The following is an 18,346-nucleotide window of genomic DNA, read 5'->3' on the forward strand; positions in this document are numbered from 1 at the left end:
GCGACATCGGCCGGTGGAATCGACGGGATTCACCGGCCGGGCGCTGCATCACAGGGCGCAGCCGGCCTTGGTGCACTTGGCGGTACAAGCGCGCACATCGTTGATGGTGATGACCTTGTTGCCGTCGGGATCGCGCAGGTCCCCGGCCGGCACGGACTTGCCGATCGACTGGCGGATCAGTTCGAGGTCAGCGGTGTTCACCACGCCGTTGCCGTCCACATCGCACATCAATGCGCCGGTCAGCACGGCGGTGGCGTGGCCGAGGTGGAACTGCCAGCCCGAGCGCTGTGCGACGAGCAGGGCTTCCAGCGTGTCGCCCGCCAGACCATCGCCCGCGCTGGCCGCGAAGTTCCCCTGCGCCGTGCTGGACTGCGCCGGGTCCAGGCCCACGTCATCGTCCAGCTGCAGCAGCGTCTGTGCCGTGCGGCGGTTGCGCAGTTGCGCGCCGATATGCCAGCTCGGCAGCGCCACCGGGCAGGCATTGGCCACCTGGCGCCACACGTTGCCCGTCGCGGCAACGGACAGTGTGGACTGCGGCTGCGTGCCCTGGCGGATCTGGATGCTGCCACCCAGGCAAGCGAGCTGCGGGCACAGGCCGCGCTCGGCCCCCTGCAGCGCCTGGGCCGAGGCCAGCGCCGCGGCACGGGTGTCAGCCCCCTGGATCGACTGCAAAGCGCCCGCCGCCTGCAACCAGGCCCCCAGCGCCTCGTCATAACGCTGGGCGGCGCCCAGACCGCCAGCTTGCGTGATCGCCTGGACGGCCTGCGCCTTGGCGGCCACGTCGGCATCGCCAGCCACGTTGATCGCTTCGGCCAGCGTCAGCGCCTGCCCGGCCAGCTCCTCCGGCGTCCGGGCATGCACGCTGTACTGCGCGGCAGTGCTCTGCGTGCCCGACGTCACGTGGACATCCACGTTCAGGTCACCAGCCTGCGTCGGCTTGGCGCGCAGCACCAGCGTCTGCGTCTGGCCAGCGGCCAGGCTGACCGCCCAGCTGCCGACCTGACCGGGCAACAGCTCCAGGCCCGGCGGCACCGTGGCCTGCACCTGCGCCGTGGCCAGCTGCGCCCCGGCATTGCTGACGACGATGGCCAGCGCCAGCGGTGCGCCGACAGGCGCGGTGTCACCACCATTGCGGGCGACATCCAGCACGCGGCCGACCAGCGCCTGGCGAGTCGCATCGCTCGTTTCCAGCATGCGCGCCAGCTCGAAGCCGACCAGCACGCCATGGCCCTCGCCAAACGAGGCGGTGGCGAGCGCCGGGGCGCTCGCGTCCTGCGCGAAGCTGGCCTGCAGCTGCGCACCGGACAAGGTGAAGCGCATTGGCCGGCCCAGCGCCGCCAGCGTGCCGGCAGGGAACTCGGCCGTGCCGCTGAACGTGATGGTCTGGTCGGCCTGGCTCAGGCTGCCCGCCGCCTGCACGCCCAGCACCGGGTACAGCAGGTGATCGCGGGCATCGACACTGCCATCGACGACGAGGCCGTCGCCGCGGCGCACGGCCTCGACGAGCTCCCTCACGACGTCGTCGCTGAGCTTGCCGCTGCCGCCGGAGATCCAGTAGGTGTTGTAGAGGCCGCAGCGCAGTTCAGTCTCGAACTCGGCACGCGTCGTGACCACCTTGGCGACGAGGCCGAGGTTGCCCAGCACTTTGGCGAGCGCGGTGCCGCGGCGTACCGCGCAGTTGGCCTCCCCGCCGGACACCGGCTGCCCCAGCACGCCGCCGTCGGACCCCGGCGGGCAGCTCACGAGCGCCAGCACGCGAGCCTCCCGCTGCGGCGCCACACTGACCTGGACCGGCTGGGCCGTGACCGTCGCGTTGTCCTGCGCCAGCGTGACGACGCGGTTGCCGACCTGCGCACTCAGCACGGCGACGACCTGCGTGCCCGACGGCACGCCGACGGTCCAGTTCACCGCTCCGGCGAAGCTCGCCTGCGTGGCCAGGTTTTGCACCGTCACGGGCAGGCTGGCCAACAAACGGGCAGAACTCGGGTCGACGATGTTGATGGTCAGGGGCAAGCCGGCCAGCGCCGCGTTGCCCTGGTTGAGCACGTCGAACGCGATGGACGCGGCGCCGCCCTCGAACACCGGCTTGGGCGCCAGCGTGAGATGGCCGGACAAGCCAGCACCGGTGCTGGCGCTGGACGTCACGGCAAACGGCTTGGTGACCTGGGCGAGCACGGCGCCGGTGGCGTCCAACACCGTCAAGCGGGCCTGGTAGCTACCGGCAGCAGCGCCGGCGAGCGCCACGCTGTAGCCCTGCTCTCGCTGCCCGCCGGCTGCCAGCTCGTCCAGCGTGGCCGTGGCCGTCCAGCGCGTGCTGCCGTCGGGGTTGAGCACGGCGGTGAGCAGGTTCAGACCCTGCCAGGCCTGGTTGACGGCCTGGTTGCTCACGCGATCCAACAGCCGCACGGTGTCGTTCGGGCCATAACTTCCCTGGTCCAGTTGCAGCGTGGCCGACAACGAAGGCACGCCGGGCGTGTCGCCCCCGCCCTGGATGGTGAAGCTCGCCTGCGCCGTCGCGACGAAGCGATCGGCGGCATCGAAGAGGCGGGCTTCCACCCGGTAGACGCCGGCGTAGCTTGCCCCCGTGTTCCAGACCGCGGCCGCGGTGCCGGAGGCTCCCGCCGCCATGGCCGCGACCTCGACGCGTGGCAGCGTGGCCAGCACCGTCCCGTCCGAGGCCAGGATGCGGAACTCGACGCTCGCAGCGACGGAACCCGCACCTAGGTTGCTGACCTGGCTGCTGATCAGGACCGGCGCGTTGGCACCGTAGGTGGGTTTGTCGGTGCCGACGCTATGCCCCAGGAACGCCGAGACCTTGACCTCGGGGATGATCACGGGCGCCACGACCGGATCACCGCCCTCGCTGTTGCGGAAGGTCAGCGATGCGCTCAACGAGGCCTGGCGGCTCTCGCCGAGTTGCATGCCCGCCATCAGCAGGTCGAACTGGATGTCCCGGCCGGAGGACGTCACGCCGACGAGGTGCCAGGTGTGATCGGCCGATCCGTCGCCGTTGGTGACGCTTGCAGTCGGCGCGATCGTCGGGTTGGACATCGTCACGTTGGGCGCGAAGCTCAGCTTCAGGTCGGTGTCGAGGCCGCCGATCCGGTCCAGCGCGATGGGCAGCCAGATCTCCACCCACGTGGTCGCGGCCAGGTGCGTGGACAGGATGCCGTTCTCGCTCAGCCAGGAGCCGTCCGCCTGCTGACGCGACAGCAGGTACAGGATGGCGTTCTGGATGACCGGATCGCTGGGGCTGGGTTGCAGGTAGTCCAGTGCATAGCCGACCTGGGCGGTGACGAGCGAGTCGCTGCCCCAGCCCGGGTAGGCACCCCAGCCGCCGTCGCTGTGCTGGCTGGAACGCAGCGAGGCCGCGATGGATTCCATCTTGGCCTGCAGCGCCGCGGCCCGGGGCGTGTCCGCGAAGAACTGCTTGGCACTGCCCAGGCCGATCAGCCGGTGCGCCAGGTCGGGGGCGTAGTTCGTGTCGATGTTGCCGTCCAGCAGCAGCCAGTCGCTCGCCTTGGTGATGGCGGCGGTGTAGGCCGCGACGCGCGCGGCGGCGTCGATGCTGCGCGGCTTCAGGCGGGTGAGCGTGCTGCCACCGTCGCCCGTCACGATGCTGCCGTCCGGCAGCGCCGCAATGCCATGCGCCACGCCGAAGCCCAGCCGGTCGGCTGCCCACTGCTGGTTGTAGAGGAAGGTGCCGTTGGACGTGCCGATCAGCCAGCCGCCGTGCCACGCCTGGATGTTGCGCGGGTTGCCGTTCAGCCAGGTGGCCAGTGTGTCGGTCGTGCCGTCCATGCGGATGCGGTGCACGTTGCGCGAGTTATAGCTGAGCACGATCAGGCTGCCGTCGCTGTCCACCTGAATGCCGTAGGCGCCATCCAGCGGACTACCGGCGAAGAACTGCGAGGCGCTGCCGGCCGGCGTGATGCGCGTGATGACGTTGGTGTTGTAGTTGGTCACGTACAGGTCGCCGCTTGGCGCGATCGCGATGCCGGTCGTGTTGGGCACGGCGGCGAGCGTCGAGACGGTGCCGTCCGGCGCCCGCTTCATGACGCCGGGACCGGTGCCCACATAGATCGTGCCGTCAGCGGCGACCGCCAGGCCCTGCGGGTAGGTGAGGCCCGACATCAGCGTCTGCACCGTGCCGTCCGCAGCGAAGGCCTGCACCGTGCCCGCGAAGTAGTTGGCCACAAGGGTGCGCCCCGCCCCGTCCGCGGCGAGGTTGTAGTTGCCGCTCATGCCATTGCCACCGATCCAGGTGGAGGCGTCATAGGCCGTCGGGCTTGGCACGCGCGACAGCACCGCCGAGGTCTCCATCAGGCTCTTCAGGTTGAAGGCGGTGTTCGTGTTCTGGATCGACCACAGACGGCTGCCCGAGTAGTCCGCACTCCAGGCACCCGATGCCTCCTGGTTGCCCACGAGGTAGTCCGCCACGGCGGACAGCGCCGACGCGAGGTTGTCCTTGTCGTGCCAGGAATTCAGCGCCCAGGCGCCGAGCATGGTCTGCGTGCGCTGGAACTCCGGGTGGCTGGCGTACACCGCCCCCGTACTCTGGCGGTAGGTGGACAGCGCGTTGAACAGCAGGTTGCGCTGCTTCTCGTCGGGCGTCGTAAGGCGGCGGGTCAGCTCGCCACCGACCAGCGCCTGCGTCACGACGTGGCAGCCGAGGCACTGGTTGTTGCGCACCCAGGTGGTGGCCTGCAGGTCGTTGTAGGCCACGCTGCGCTGGATCGCGCTCTTGATCGGCGCCGCCAGCGGGTCGGAGATGGTGCCGTTGGCGATGTCCTGACCCGACACGCTGACCTTGCCGCGCACCATCTGGTCGCCGGCGCCGACGACGCCCTTGTCCACGGTGTACACCGCGCTGGCCGCATCACCCACGTAGACCTTGCCCAGGACCTGCCCCTGGTCCGGCGCGTCAGGCGCCGACACGACCAGGCGGAAGTTGCCCGCTGCGGCCGGCGTCCAGGCGCCGAAGCTGAGCTTCTGCAAGCCGTTGACGGCCAGCACCGGCCCCGCCACGTCGAGCTGGGCGGCGCGCACGGAGGTCTTGTCGTCGATGACCTCGACGCGGTAGGTCCGCGCGGGCATCTCGATGTTGCCGACGTTCTGGAGGATGGCCGACAGCTGCGTCGAGACGCCGAGGCCCGCCCGCATCACGGACGGCAGCGCGGACGCCGCGCCGATCAGCTTGCCCTGGCCGACGATGGTCAAGCCTTCGCTGCGCGTGGCCATGACGCGGCCACCGGGCGCATCTCGCGTCATCGTGCCGGCCTGCACCACCAGGCCCTGCATCTGGTAGCCCCCCGGCGGGAACAGGCCGGAGTTCCACTTCAGCACCACCGTCTGGCGGCTGCCGGCCGCCAGCGTCACGCTGCCCAGCGGTGTGACGCCATCGGCCACGTAGGCCGCGCCCTGGCCGACGACCTTGTCCGACGCATCCACCACCTGGCTGCGAACCACCACGTCCTGCGCAGCGTCGCCGGTGTTGGCCAGCACCGCGGTCAGCGTCACGACTTCGCCCGGGCCCACAGAGGATGGGGCCAGCTGCAGGTCGGACAGGTCCACGGCCGCCGCCGGCATGGGTGCCAGCACGAAGTCCTGCGTGATCGCGTTGGGCCGCTCCGTCTGGAGCTGCCACCCCTGCGTCACATAACCCTCGGCCGAAGCGCGCAGGTTGAAGGTCGTGCCCGTCAGCCACTGCAAGGTGTAGCTGCCGTCGGCACCGGTTTTCACGGAGACGCCGTTGACCACCTCCACCAGGGCGCCGACGACCGCCCGGCCGGTGCTCGCATTCGTCACGTGGCCGCTGACAGTGGTGCTGGTGCGCTGGGCCGTCAGGCGGATGACGCCCGCATCGGTGATGCTGCCCGCCGACACGACGAAGCTGCCGGTCACGACGTCGTAGCCGAGCTGCTCGATGCGCAGCACGTAGCTGCCTGCGGCGAGCTTGATGTCGAAGTCGCCGCTCGCGCCGGAAACGCCGGCCGAGGCCCCATTGAGGACGACGGCCACACCGGGCAACGGCAGGCCGGTACCGGCGGCAAGCACCCGGCCGGTGAAGCGGCCCGAGGGATCGGGCGATGTCGCATCGGACGCGGCCAGCGCCGGTGAGAAGGTCAGCGTGTCGCCGGCCGCGAGGGTGGCCGCGCCGCCCACGCTCTGGTAACCCGCACGGGCGGCCGAGACCGTCACGGCGCCCGCCGGCACGCCGGAGAACTCGTACAGCCCCTGCGCGTCGGTCACGCGACTCGCCGACAGCGAGCCACCGACGCTCACGGTCACGCCGGCCAGCGGCTGCCCATTCGCCAGCGCCGTCACGCGGCCCTTGATGACACCCGAGGTGCTCAACTGGCTCAGGCTCACCGAACCCAGATCGATGCGCTGCCCCAGACCCAGCGTCCATGTGCGGCTGGCACCGCTGAAGCCGGCCTTGGCGAACGCCAGCGCGTAGTCGCCCGCGGGCAGTTGCGTCAGCGAGAAGCTACCGTCGGCGCCTGTGGTGGCTGACGCACTCGACGCCCCGGTGAGCGCGAGCTGCACGCCGGCGAGCGGGCCGCCCGTGGCGGGGTTGACGACGACGCCGAAGACCGACGACAGCGGCGGTGTCGTCGGCAGGCCCGAGCTCGGATCGGGGTTCTGGCCAGGGTCCGACCCACCCGGCACGGCCAGCGGGTCGGCGGCGAGCGCGCGCAGCACGACGGCGGTCAGAAAGGGGTCGCCCAGCCAACTGCCATCCCCCTGTTGCCGCGTGGTCAGAAAGGCGCGCGCATTGACACGCGCATTGGCGTCCGCCCCGAGCAGCGTCAGCGCATTGAGCGACTGCGCGGTGAGGTAGATACTGTCCGACCAGCCACCGTTGACCTGCTGTGCACCGAGCAACCAGCGCACCAGCTGCCGCGAGACGTTGAGCGAATTCAGGTCGCCGGCCGCGTACTGCAGCCCGGCAACGGCCATGGCGGAGTACTGGACGCGCAGCGCGGTGGAGTCGTCCTGCACGCCACCGTCGCTCGCCTGACGGGCGGTCACGTACGCCAGCACGGCACTGCGGCTGGCGGGACTGACGGCGGCCTGCGCCTGCAGGCCGATCAGGCTGTCTGCCACCTGGCCCTGCAGGCCGTCGAACGGGGCGAAGCCGCCATCGACGGTGCGGCGCGACGACAGCAGCGATTGCACATCTGTGGAGGCCGTGCCGGCCGCCTGCAGCCCCAGCAGCCGACGCGCCAGCACCTCGGTCGGATCGTCCGCCGTCGCCTGCGACAGGCGCGCCGTGAGTGCCGACGGCACGGTCGCCGGGCCAGCGAGCAAGGCCAGCGTATTCGCCACTTCGGGCTGCACCTGGAAGACCAGCGCGATCGACGACGACTCGCCAGCGATGCTGCCGTCAGGCAAGACCTGGCTCTGCAGCCATGCCAGGCCCTTCGTCACTTCCGGGCTCACGGCCGCATGCGCAATCGACGCGCACAGCGTCAACAGCACCGACAGTCTCACGAGCACGGCCGAGGCGCGCCTGAATCCCATGGCTCTCTCCCAGGCGCCCCCGGCAGCGCCTGGAGGTCGCGTCAATTTGCTTGCTTGGTTCTTGGCGAGAAGCGCCCGCATGTGGTGCGCCAGTTCGCGGCGCGGCGGATTGTGAACAGAACAGCCCGGCTCTCCTTCCCCCTAACACACACCCCCTAACTTCCTGTTGCGCTGCCCCTCGTTCACGGGGAGTGGCACCCGTCAGGCGACCCGCAGAATGCGCCCGCCCCCATGGCACCGCCCTCGACCGACCACCCGCCAACATGAAAAAACTCATCGCCACCTGCATCGCCCTGACGCTGGGCCTGGCCATATCCATTGCCCAGGCGGGCGTCGTCGTCACGTTTTCGCCAGCGGCGCAGCACGTCGATGTCGGCAACGCCGTGCAGGTGGAGGTTCGGATCAGCGGACTCGGCGCTGAGGTGCTGTCCGGCTTCGACCTCAATTTCTTCTACGACGCCGCCATCCTGCAGTTCCAGTCAGTGGACACCAAGGGCGCGGCAGACGGGCTCAATGCGTCCAGCGGCTTCGCACCGCAGATCGCGGTCGACAGCACGACCAACGGCAACATGGGCATCCAGGGCTATGCGACGGCCGACGATGCGGCACTGTCCGCCGGCCAGGCCGACGCCTTCACGCTGTTCCGCTTCGACCTGATCGGCGTTACCGACGGCATGACCTCGTTCACGCTCGGCAGCGACCCCGACTACGAGCGCAACTTCGTCGGCCTGGATTTCCAGACGCTGCCCGACGTCACGGTGCTGGGGGCCTGCGTTGCCGTCGGCAACGGCACATGCGGCGCCGCCCAACTGCCCGAACCCGGCACCGCCGGCCTCGCGTTGGCGGCGCTCGCCATGGGTCTCGTCCATCGGCGTCGGGGTCGCTTCACGGCCTGAGCTCGCCGCGCGGCAGACCACAAAAAAGGGCGTCACCCGCAGGTGACGCCCTTCGTCTTGAATGACTTCGGCGCCTCAGCCGCGGCCGATGCCGTTGTACTCGATGCCCAGCGTCTTCATCAGCCTGGGGTCGTACAGGTTACGGCCGTCGAACACGACCGGGGCCTTCAGAGCGGCCTTGATGGCGTCGAAGTCCGGCGTACGGAACTCCTTCCACTCGGTCACGATCAGCAACGCGTCCGCGCCCTGCAGCGCGGCCTCGGCGCGGTCGACGAGCGCCACGTCGTCACGCGGGCCCAGCACGCGGGCCGTCTCAGACATCGACACCGGGTCGTAGGCCGCGACCGTTGCACCAAGTTTGGTCAGCTCGTCGATGATGACCAGCGACGGCGCCTCGCGCATGTCGTCGGTGTTGGGCTTGAAGGCCAGGCCCCAGATCGCAAAACGACGGCCCTTGAGGTCGCCGCCGAAGCGCGCGACGACCTTGTCGACCAGCACACGCTTCTGGCGCTCGTTGGCCTCTTCCACGGCCGTCAGCACCTTCAGCGGGATCTCGTTGTCGGCGGCGGCCTTGACGAGTGCTTTCACGTCCTTGGGGAAGCAGGAGCCTCCATAGCCGGCGCCGGCGTACAGGAACTGGTAGCCGATGCGCGGGTCGGAGCCGATGCCACGGCGCACCAGTTCGATGTCGGCACCGACCTTCTCGGCCAGCAACGCCAGCTCGTTCATGAAGCTGATACGCGTGGCCAGCATCGCGTTGGCGGCGTACTTCGTGAACTCGGCACTGCGCACGTCCATGACCAGCATGCGGTCCTGCGTGCGGTTGAACGGTGCGTACAGCGCACGCATCAGCAGCGTGGCCTGTTCGTCATCGGAGCCGACGATGATGCGGTCCGGCTTCATGAAGTCCTCGACCGCGGCGCCTTCCTTCAGGAACTCGGGGTTGGAGACCACGGCGTAGGCCATGTCGCCCAGGCCGCGCTTGACCAGTTCTTCCTTGATCGCCGCGCGCACCTTGTCGGCCGTGCCGACCGGCACCGTGCTCTTGTCGACGATGACCTTGTAGTCCGTCATGCGCTGGCCGATGGAGCGTGCCGCGGCGACCACGTACTGCAGGTCTGCCGAGCCGTCTTCGTCGGGCGGCGTGCCCACGCCGATGAAGAGCAGCGTGCCGTGCTGCACGGCCATGTCGACGTCCGTCGTGAACTGCAGCCGCCCCGCCGCGACGTTGCGGCGCACCACTTCCAGCAGGCCGGGCTCGTGGATGGGGATCTCACCGCCGTTGAGGACGCGGATCTTCTCGGGATTCACGTCCAGGCAGACGACGTGGTTGCCCATCTCGGCCAGGCAAGCGCCCGTGACCAGCCCGACGTAGCCGGTACCGATGGCGGTGACTTTCATTCGTTGTCCTCGTTCAAAGAGAGTTCATGCTTTTGTAACGCAGGCGCGTGACAGCGCCATGGAACTCAAACCTTGTAATAGTCCCGATACCAGGCCACGAAGCGCTGGACGCCTTCCGGCACCGGCATCGCCGGGCGGAAGCCCGTCCAGGCAGCGAGTTCCTCCACGTCCGCGTGCGTGGCCGGCACGTCGCCGTCCTGCAGCGGCATGAAGTTCTTGACCGCCTCGCGCCCCACGGCCTGCTCGATGGCTTCGATGAAGCTCATCAGCTGGATGGGGGCGTGGTTGCCGATGTTGAACACGCGGTAGGGGGCGCTCGAGCGCGCCGGGTCTGCCTTGGCGGGGTCGTAGTCGGGGTCGGCCGTGGCCGTGCGGTCCAGCACGCGCACGACACCCTCGGCGATGTCGTCGATGTAGGTGAAGTCGCGGATCATCTGGCCGTGGTTGAACACGTTGATGGGCCGTCCTTCGATGATGGCCTTCGTGAACAGGAACAGCGCCATGTCCGGCCGCCCCCACGGGCCATAGACCGTGAAGAAGCGCAGCCCCGTCGTCGGCAACCCAAAAAGGTGCGAGTAGGTGTGCGCCATCAGCTCGTTGGCCTTCTTCGTCGCGGCGTAGAGGCTGATGGGATGGTCGACGCTGTGGTGCTCCGAGAACGGCATCAGCGTGTTGCCGCCGTACACGCTGGAGCTGGACGCATAGGCCAGGTGCTGCACGCCGGTGTGGCGGCAGCCCTCCAGGATGTTGGTGAAGCCGACGATGTTGCTATCAATGTAGGCGTGCGGGTTCTCGATGGAATAGCGCACCCCGGCCTGCGCGGCCAGGTGCACGACGCGGTCGAAGCGCTGCTCGGCGAACAGCTTGGCCATGCCTTCGCGGTCGGCGACGTCCATCTTCACGAAGCTGAAGGCAGCCTTCGACGTCAGGCGTGCCAGCCGGTCATGCTTGAGCTGCGGGCTGTAGTAGTCGTTCAGGTTGTCCAGGCCCACCACCTGGTCGCCACGCGCCAAAAGGATCTGGCTGACATGCATGCCGATGAAGCCGGCGGCGCCGGTGACGAGTACCTTCACGATGGATCCCTATGCTGCCCAAGAAGCGGTCGCGCATTGTCCTACACGAGCAAAATTCACCAATCACTCATGCATGGTGGGAGAGGCGCCTCGGATGCCGCGTGTCCTCGTGTAACCGCTATCGACGGCGTGATGACATTCACGCGCGCCGCCCGGCAACGGGTTTCATCGCCCGGATCAACCACCTACATTGAGCTCGTGGGCTAACCGCCCAATCAGTCGCCTCGCCCCAGTGTGGCGCACATCGCAGTTCTACGTGCTCCATCACCCTATGCGTCTCCTACCCAACCTCCTGCGTCCGGTCCTGCTCGCGCTCTCGACCGCACTCGTGCTCACCGCCTGCGGCGGTGGTAGTGACACCGGACTTGCATCGAATGCCAATGCGGTCCAGGCCAGCGCTCAACCCACACTGCGGGTGATCCAGGCAGCGCCCGGCACTGCGAGCGATAGCACCACACCGACATTGACACTGCGGGCATACGCCGACCTGGCGGGCGACGTGGGCGCAATGGTGTCGGTACGCGTGGACGGCGTCGTGACCGACAGCGTGGAAGTGCGCGCCACCCAGCCCACCGACTACCACCTGGCCGTGCCCACGCTCAAGCCCGGCAGCCAGCTCGACGTGGTCTACACCAACGACGCCGTCGTCAACGGCGTGGACCGCAACCTGCACGTGCAGCAGATCAGCACCGCCGACACCGCCGTGCTGCCCACCGCCTCCATCGTCACCTTCGACGCCGGCAACGGCGACGCCGCCTTCGACGGTCTCAACGTCCGCGCCGGCCTGGGCGACCTCTACAACGGCGGCGCCCTGCGCCTGACCTGGCCCGCCCCCAACCTCACCAACCGCCTCACCGTGCGCGCCAGCGCCACCCCTGCCGGCGGCACCGGTGCCCAGATGATCGTCCGTGTCGACGGCACCGTCGTCGGCACCGTCGAGGTCACCGCCACCTCTCCCACCGACTACACCTTCGCCGCCCCGCCCCTGTCCGTGGACAGCCGCGTCGATGTCGCCTTCGCCAACGCCGGCACCGTCGACGGCGTCGCCCGCAGCCTGCGCGTGCTCTACCTGATGTCCGGCACCACCGTGCTGCAGCCCAGCGCCGGCGCCATGTTCCTCGACGCCGGCAGCGGCCTGGCCGCCTACGACGGCGTCAACTTCCAGTCCACCTCGCAGAACCTGCTCACCGCCAACGGTGCGCTGCGTGGTCGCTGGCCTGCCGCCAACATGACCGACACCCTGACCCTGCGGGCCAGCGCCCGCCTGGCGGGCAACGTCGGCCCCATCGTGCAGGTGCTGGTCGATGGCGTCCTCATCGGCACCGTCGAGATCCGCGCCACCACACCCACCGACATCACCCTGGCCACGCTGCCCATGAAGCCCGGCCAGCTCGTGCAGGTCGTGTACACCAACCCCGCCGACGGCCGCGACCTGCAGTTGGCCTACGCCATGGCCGGCAAGACCGTGCTGCTGGCATCCAACAACACCCTCAGCGCTGCCTGGCCCGACGTCAACCTCACCGACTCGCTCATCGTACGTGCCCGCGGCACCCTGGCCAACGGCACCGGTCCCGTCATGCAGGTCCTCGTCGACGGCATCCTCGTGGGCAGCGTCCCGGTCAACTCCACCGACAACGCCGACTACCGCTTCGCCGTGCCGCCCATGACCGCCGGCCGCAAGCTCGACATCGCCTACAGCAACGATGCCGCCAACGGCGGCGACCGCGACCTCTTCATCGCCTACGCCACCACCCGCAACACCGTCTGGCTGCCCGGCGCCGCAGGCAACACTTACGACCGTGGCAGCGGCGCGGCCGCCTTCGACGGCGTCGATGTCATCGCCGGCACCGGCGACATGTACTGGAGCGGTGCTCTGCGCTCTACCTGGCCCGCTCCCAACATCACCAGCACCGTCACCGTGCGCGCCAGTGCCGTGTCGGCCGGGGGTGTCGGGGCACTGATGACGCTGTGGGTCGACGGCGTGGCTGTCAGTGCCGCCGAGGTCACCAGCACCACGCCCACCGACTTCGTCATGCCCACCACGGCCATCAAGCCCGGCAGCAAGGTCGTCGCCGCCTTCTCCAACCCCGCCACCGTCGGCGGCGTCACCCGCCAGCTCAACGTCCAGTACCTCATCGCTGGCTCCACCTTCGTCACCCCCTCCACCTCCGGTGCCACCTACACCGCCGGCACCCTCTCCGCCACCTGGCCTGCCGCCAACATCACGGGCGCGTTGACACTGCGGGCATACGCCGACCTGGCGGGCGACGTGGGCGCAATGGTGTCGGTACGCGTGGACGGCGTCGTGACCGACAGCGTGGAAGTGCGCGCCACCCAGCCCACCGACTACCACCTGGCCGTGCCCACGCTCAAGCCCGGCAGCCAGCTCGACGTGGTCTACACCAACGACGCCGTCGTCAACGGCGTGGACCGCAACCTGCACGTGCAGCAGATCAGCACCGCCGACACCGCCGTGCTGCCCACCGCCTCCATCGTCACCTTCGACGCCGGCAACGGCGACGCCGCCTTCGACGGTCTCAACGTCCGCGCCGGCCTGGGCGACCTCTACAACGGCGGCGCCCTGCGCCTGACCTGGCCCGCCCCCAACCTCACCAACCGCCTCACCGTGCGCGCCAGCGCCACCCCTGCCGGCGGCACCGGTGCCCAGATGATCGTCCGTGTCGACGGCACCGTCGTCGGCACCGTCGAGGTCACCGCCACCTCTCCCACCGACTACACCTTCGCCGCCCCGCCCCTGTCCGTGGACAGCCGCGTCGATGTCGCCTTCGCCAACGCCGGCACCGTCGACGGCGTCGCCCGCAGCCTGCGCGTGCTCTACCTGATGTCCGGCACCACCGTGCTGCAGCCCAGCGCCGGCGCCATGTTCCTCGACGCCGGCAGCGGCCTGGCCGCCTACGACGGCGTCAACTTCCAGTCCACCTCGCAGAACCTGCTCACCGCCAACGGTGCGCTGCGTGGTCGCTGGCCTGCCGCCAACATGACCGACACCCTGACCCTGCGGGCCAGCGCCCGCCTGGCGGGCAACGTCGGCCCCATCGTGCAGGTGCTGGTCGATGGCGTCCTCATCGGCACCGTCGAGATCCGCGCCACCACACCCACCGACATCACCCTGGCCACGCTGCCCATGAAGCCCGGCCAGCTCGTGCAGGTCGTGTACACCAACCCCGCCGACGGCCGCGACCTGCAGTTGGCCTACGCCATGGCCGGCAAGACCGTGCTGCTGGCATCCAACAACACCCTCAGCGCTGCCTGGCCCGACGTCAACCTCACCGACTCGCTCATCGTACGTGCCCGCGGCACCCTGGCCAACGGCACCGGTCCCGTCATGCAGGTCCTCGTCGACGGCATCCTCGTGGGCAGCGTCCCGGTCAACTCCACCGACAACGCCGACTACCGCTTCGCCGTGCCGCCCATGACCGCCGGCCGCAAGCTCGACATCGCCTACAGCAACGATGCCGCCAACGGCGGCGACCGCGACCTCTTCATCGCCTACGCCACCACCCGCAACACCGTCTGGCTGCCCGGCGCCGCAGGCAACACTTACGACCGTGGCAGCGGCGCGGCCGCCTTCGACGGCGTCGATGTCATCGCCGGCACCGGCGACATGTACTGGAGCGGTGCTCTGCGCTCTACCTGGCCCGCTCCCAACATCACCAGCACCGTCACCGTGCGCGCCAGTGCCGTGTCGGCCGGGGGTGTCGGGGCACTGATGACGCTGTGGGTCGACGGCGTGGCTGTCAGTGCCGCCGAGGTCACCAGCACCACGCCCACCGACTTCGTCATGCCCACCACGGCCATCAAGCCCGGCAGCAAGGTCGTCGCCGCCTTCTCCAACCCCGCCACCGTCGGCGGCGTCACCCGCCAGCTCAACGTCCAGTACCTCATCGCCGGCTCCACCTTCGTCACCCCCTCCACCTCCGGTGCCACCTACACCGCCGGCACCCTCTCCGCCACCTGGCCTGCCGCCAACATCACCGACGCCCTCACCGTGCGCGCCTACGCCGACCTCGCCGGTGGCGTGGGCGCCATCATGCAGGTGCGCGTGGATGGCGTCATCGTCGGCAGCGTCGAGGTGCGCGCCACCACCCCAACCGACTACCGCTTCGCTGTACCCAAGCTGTCGGCCGGCAGCCGCATCGACATCGTCTACACCAACGACGCCACGGTCGGCAGCGCTGATCGCAATCTCTACGTGCAGTACCTTCGCACCAGCGATTCCACGCTCTTCCCGTTTGCCAACAGCGTCGTGTTCGACGCCGGCTCGGGCGAGGACGCCGTCGACGGTGCCGGCACCAGTGCCAGCAGCGGCGGCATGTACGGCAACGGCGCCCTGCGCTTCACCGTGCCCGTCGCCTCGACCGCGCCGACGACAGCCCAGTACGACGCCTCGCGCCTGCTGCAGCAGGCCAGCTTCGGCCCCACGCTCTCGGAGATCGACCGTGTCGTCCGCATGGGCCAATCGGCCTGGATCGACGAACAGCTGGCGCTGCCCTTCACCCCCGACATGGTGGCCGCCGTGCAGTCGCGCTACGACCTGGGCGACGCCTACCGCCCGGGCGGCGCCAACTACACGCCCACCTGGGTGGGCCAGCGATTCTGGGCCTCCGCCGCCAACAGCCCCGACCAGCTCCGCAGGCGCATGGGCTTCGCGCTCCATCAGATCCTGATGGTGTCTCAGGCCGACTCCAACCTCTACTACCACGCCCGCGCCTACGCCCAGTACGTCGACACACTCAACCGCAACGCGCTGGGCAACTTCCGGGACCTGCTGGAACAGATCACGCTCAGCCCGGCCATGGGCATCTATCTCTCGCACATGCGCAACCGCCCCGAGGATGGCGCGTCCGGTCGCATGCCTGACGAGAACTTCGCCCGCGAAGTGATGCAGCTGTTCACCATCGGCCTCTACGAGCTGAACACCGACGGCAGCCTCAGGCTCAACGGCAGCGGCCAACCCATCGAGACCTACACCAACGACGACGTGATGGCCCTGTCCAAGGTCTTCACCGGATGGAGCTGGGCATTCCCGGATAGCCAGCTCACCGAGAAGAACTTCCGCTACGGCAACCCAGACCTCAGCGCAGCCGCCGACCAGCGCATCGACATCCAGCCCATGAAGGCCTACCCCGGCCTGCACTCCACCAGCGAAAAGCGCCTGTTCAACGGCAAGGCCAACGCCGTGCTGCTGCCCGGCGGCGGCACGGCGCAGGCCGACCTGAAGTTGGCCCTGGACGCCCTCTTCAATCACCCGAACGTTGCCCCCTTCATCAGTCGGCAGCTCATCCAGCACCTCGTCAACTGCAGCCCCAGCAGTGCGTATGTCGGCCGCGTGGCCGCGGTGTTCAACAACAACGGCAAGGGCGTGCGCGGCGACCTCGCCGCCGTGGCGCGCGCCATCCTGACCGACAGCGAGGCCAGCAGCCCGCCGTCCAGCAGCATCGGCATGCTGCGCGAGCCGGTGGTGCGCGTTGCGCACTGGATGCGCAGCTTCCAGGCCACCTCCGTGAGCGGCCAGTACGCCATCGACATGGACCTCAACGTACTCGGCCAGCGCCAGCTCTACGCCGGCTCCGTCTTCGGCTACTTCCGGCCCGGCTACGTACCGCCCAACACCGTGTTCTCCGCGGACGGCACCACGGTACCCGTCATGCAGATCGTCAGCGAATCCACCACGGCGCAGTGGGTGAACCTTGCCGAGCGCATGGCCGGCAATGGCCTGGGCTGGAGCGGCACGCAAAGCGACGTGGTCGCCCAGATCCAGCCGCTGGCAGACCTGATCGGCACCGGCCAGGTCAGCGCCGCAATCGACCGCCTCAACCTGCTGCTGTACGCCGGCCGTATGAGCAGCACCCTCAAGCAGGACCTGATGGACTCCATCGTCAGCGTCAGCGGTGCCGACGCCTCGAGCAACCTCAACCGCGCCCGCGTCGCCCTGCTGCTGGCGCTGGCTTCACCCGAATACATGGTGCAACGATGACCCGCTTCACCCACACGGACACCTCCCGCCGCAGCTTCCTCCGCGCCATGGGCGGCCTGGCCGCCAGCGCAGCCATCCCCCAGCGCAGCCTGCCCCTGGTGGGCAGCCTGGCCGGGCTGGCGGCGCTCGCCAGCCAAAGCAGCCAGGCGGCGACCACTACCGGCTACAAGGCCATCGTGTGCCTGTACATGAACGGCGGCAGCGACACCCACAACTGGGTCGTGCCCACCGACGCGTCCGGCTACGCCGAATACGCCAATGCGCGCGCTGAAATGGCCTGGGCAGCCAACCGCCTGCAGGGCATCACGGTCACCAACCAGGGCAGCGGCCGCGGCTTCGGCATGCCGCTGGAACTGGCACCGCTGCGCGACTGCTACACCGCAGGCCAGGCCGCCATCCTTGCCAACGTGGGCACGCTGACGCGCCCCATCACCAAGACCGACTACCTCGCGGGCATTGGGCTTCCTGCCAAGCTCTTCTCACACAACGACCAGGCCGCCACCTGGCAGAGCCTGGCCCCGGAAGGTGCACCCTCCGGCTGGGGAGGCCGCATGGGCGACATCCTCATGGCCGCCAACACCCAGCCCGTGTTCACCGCCGTCTCGACCAGCGGAAACGCCGTGTTCTTGTCCGGCAGCACCGTGGGCCAATATCAGGTCGGCCAGGAAGGGCCCGTGGTGGCCAACACCATGACCAACGCCAGCACCTTCGGGTCGGCCAGCGTCGGCAACACGTTGCGGCGCCAGTACGCGGCCACCACCACCGACCGGTTGCAGAACGAATACGCCCGCGTCATGCAGCGCGGACTCAGCGCCAACGCCACCCTGCTGACGGCCCTCGCTGGCGTGAACGTCCCGGCCATCCCCACCACACCCATCGCCCAGGTCAACGCCGCCGCCACCACGCTGAACCAACTGAGCCTGCCGCGGCAACTGCGCATGGTGCTGCAGATCATTGCCGCCAACCAGACGCTGGGCATGCGGCGCCAGGTGTTCATGGTCCAGATGAGCGGCTTCGACACGCACAACAACCAGATGCGCGATCAGCCCGTACAGATGGCCCAGGTCGCGCAGTCCATCAGCTACTTCATGAGCGCGCTGACCAGCCTGGGCCTGCAGAACAACGTCACCCTGTTCACCGCCTCCGATTTCGGTCGCACCCTGCTCAGCAACGGCGATGGCAGCGACCACGGCTGGGGCAGTCACCACTTCGTCGTGGGCGGCGCCGTGCGGGGGGGACAGATGTACGGCGACTTCCCCGCCACCTCACTGGGCAACGCCAACGACGCCGGCTCCGGCCGCCTCATCCCCGGCATGGGGGTGACGCAACTGGCAAGCAGCCTTGCGGGCTGGATGGGCCTGACCGCTACCGAGCAGCAAATCGTGCTGCCCAATTTGGTGAACTTCACCCCTGGCCCAAGCTTGTTCGGCTGACCGCCGACCATCCGTTTC

6 protein-coding genes are annotated in these 18,346 nt (G+C 69.1%); 3 read left to right on the top strand and 3 right to left on the bottom strand.

The window, feature by feature from the left end; all coding sequences use genetic code 11:
• Nucleotides 1-48: 48 nt before the first annotated feature.
• Entirely contained in the window at nt 49-7,527 is a 7,479-nt protein-coding gene (locus tag ACG04R_RS12515; protein ID WP_394410465.1) for a carboxypeptidase regulatory-like domain-containing protein, read from the bottom strand.
• A gap of 263 nt (nt 7,528-7,790) precedes the next feature.
• Between ACG04R_RS12515 and ACG04R_RS12520 the strand changes: the two genes are divergently transcribed.
• A complete protein-coding gene (locus ACG04R_RS12520) occupies nt 7,791-8,423 on the top strand; it encodes a cohesin domain-containing protein (protein ID WP_394410469.1) in 633 nt (210 codons plus the stop codon).
• Between the two features lie 75 nt (nt 8,424-8,498).
• Here the strand turns inward: ACG04R_RS12520 and ACG04R_RS12525 are convergent, their stop codons facing one another.
• A complete protein-coding gene (locus ACG04R_RS12525) occupies nt 8,499-9,824 on the bottom strand; it encodes a UDP-glucose dehydrogenase family protein (RefSeq protein WP_394410472.1) in 1,326 nt (441 codons plus the stop codon).
• Nucleotides 9,825-9,889: 65 nt separating this feature from the next.
• Complete coding sequence (locus tag ACG04R_RS12530; RefSeq protein ID WP_394410475.1) at nt 9,890-10,897, bottom strand: NAD-dependent epimerase; 1,008 nt, start codon at nt 10,895-10,897, stop codon at nt 9,890-9,892.
• Between the two features lie 463 nt (nt 10,898-11,360).
• Here ACG04R_RS12530 and ACG04R_RS12535 point away from each other — a divergent pair, with 463 nt between their 5' ends.
• Both ACG04R_RS12535 and ACG04R_RS12540 read left to right on the top strand, forming a co-directional pair.
• Nucleotides 11,361-16,895: a DUF1800 family protein gene (locus ACG04R_RS12535; RefSeq protein WP_394410478.1), complete on the top strand. Its 5,535-nt coding sequence runs from the start codon at nt 11,361-11,363 to the stop codon at nt 16,893-16,895.
• A complete protein-coding gene (locus ACG04R_RS12540; protein ID WP_394410481.1) occupies nt 16,892-18,328 on the top strand; it encodes a DUF1501 domain-containing protein in 1,437 nt (478 codons plus the stop codon). The genes ACG04R_RS12535 and ACG04R_RS12540 overlap by 4 nt, the downstream gene beginning before the upstream one ends.
• Nucleotides 18,329-18,346: the final 18 nt, after the last annotated feature.

Origin of the sequence: Pelomonas candidula (assembly GCF_043555985.1) — a bacterium.
Classification (GTDB): Bacteria; Pseudomonadota; Gammaproteobacteria; order Burkholderiales; family Burkholderiaceae_C; genus Pelomonas; species Pelomonas candidula.

Excerpts from the sequence above, each read along its gene's own strand:
- ACG04R_RS12515 (WP_394410465.1), bottom strand. The coding sequence starts at position 7,527 with ATGGGATTCAGGCGCGCCTCGGCCGTGCTCGTGAGACTGTCGGTGCTG.
- ACG04R_RS12520 (WP_394410469.1), top strand. The coding sequence starts at position 7,791 with ATGAAAAAACTCATCGCCACCTGCATCGCCCTGACGCTGGGCCTGGCC.
- ACG04R_RS12525 (WP_394410472.1), bottom strand. The coding sequence starts at position 9,824 with ATGAAAGTCACCGCCATCGGTACCGGCTACGTCGGGCTGGTCACGGGC.
- ACG04R_RS12540 (WP_394410481.1), top strand. The coding sequence starts at position 16,892 with ATGACCCGCTTCACCCACACGGACACCTCCCGCCGCAGCTTCCTCCGC.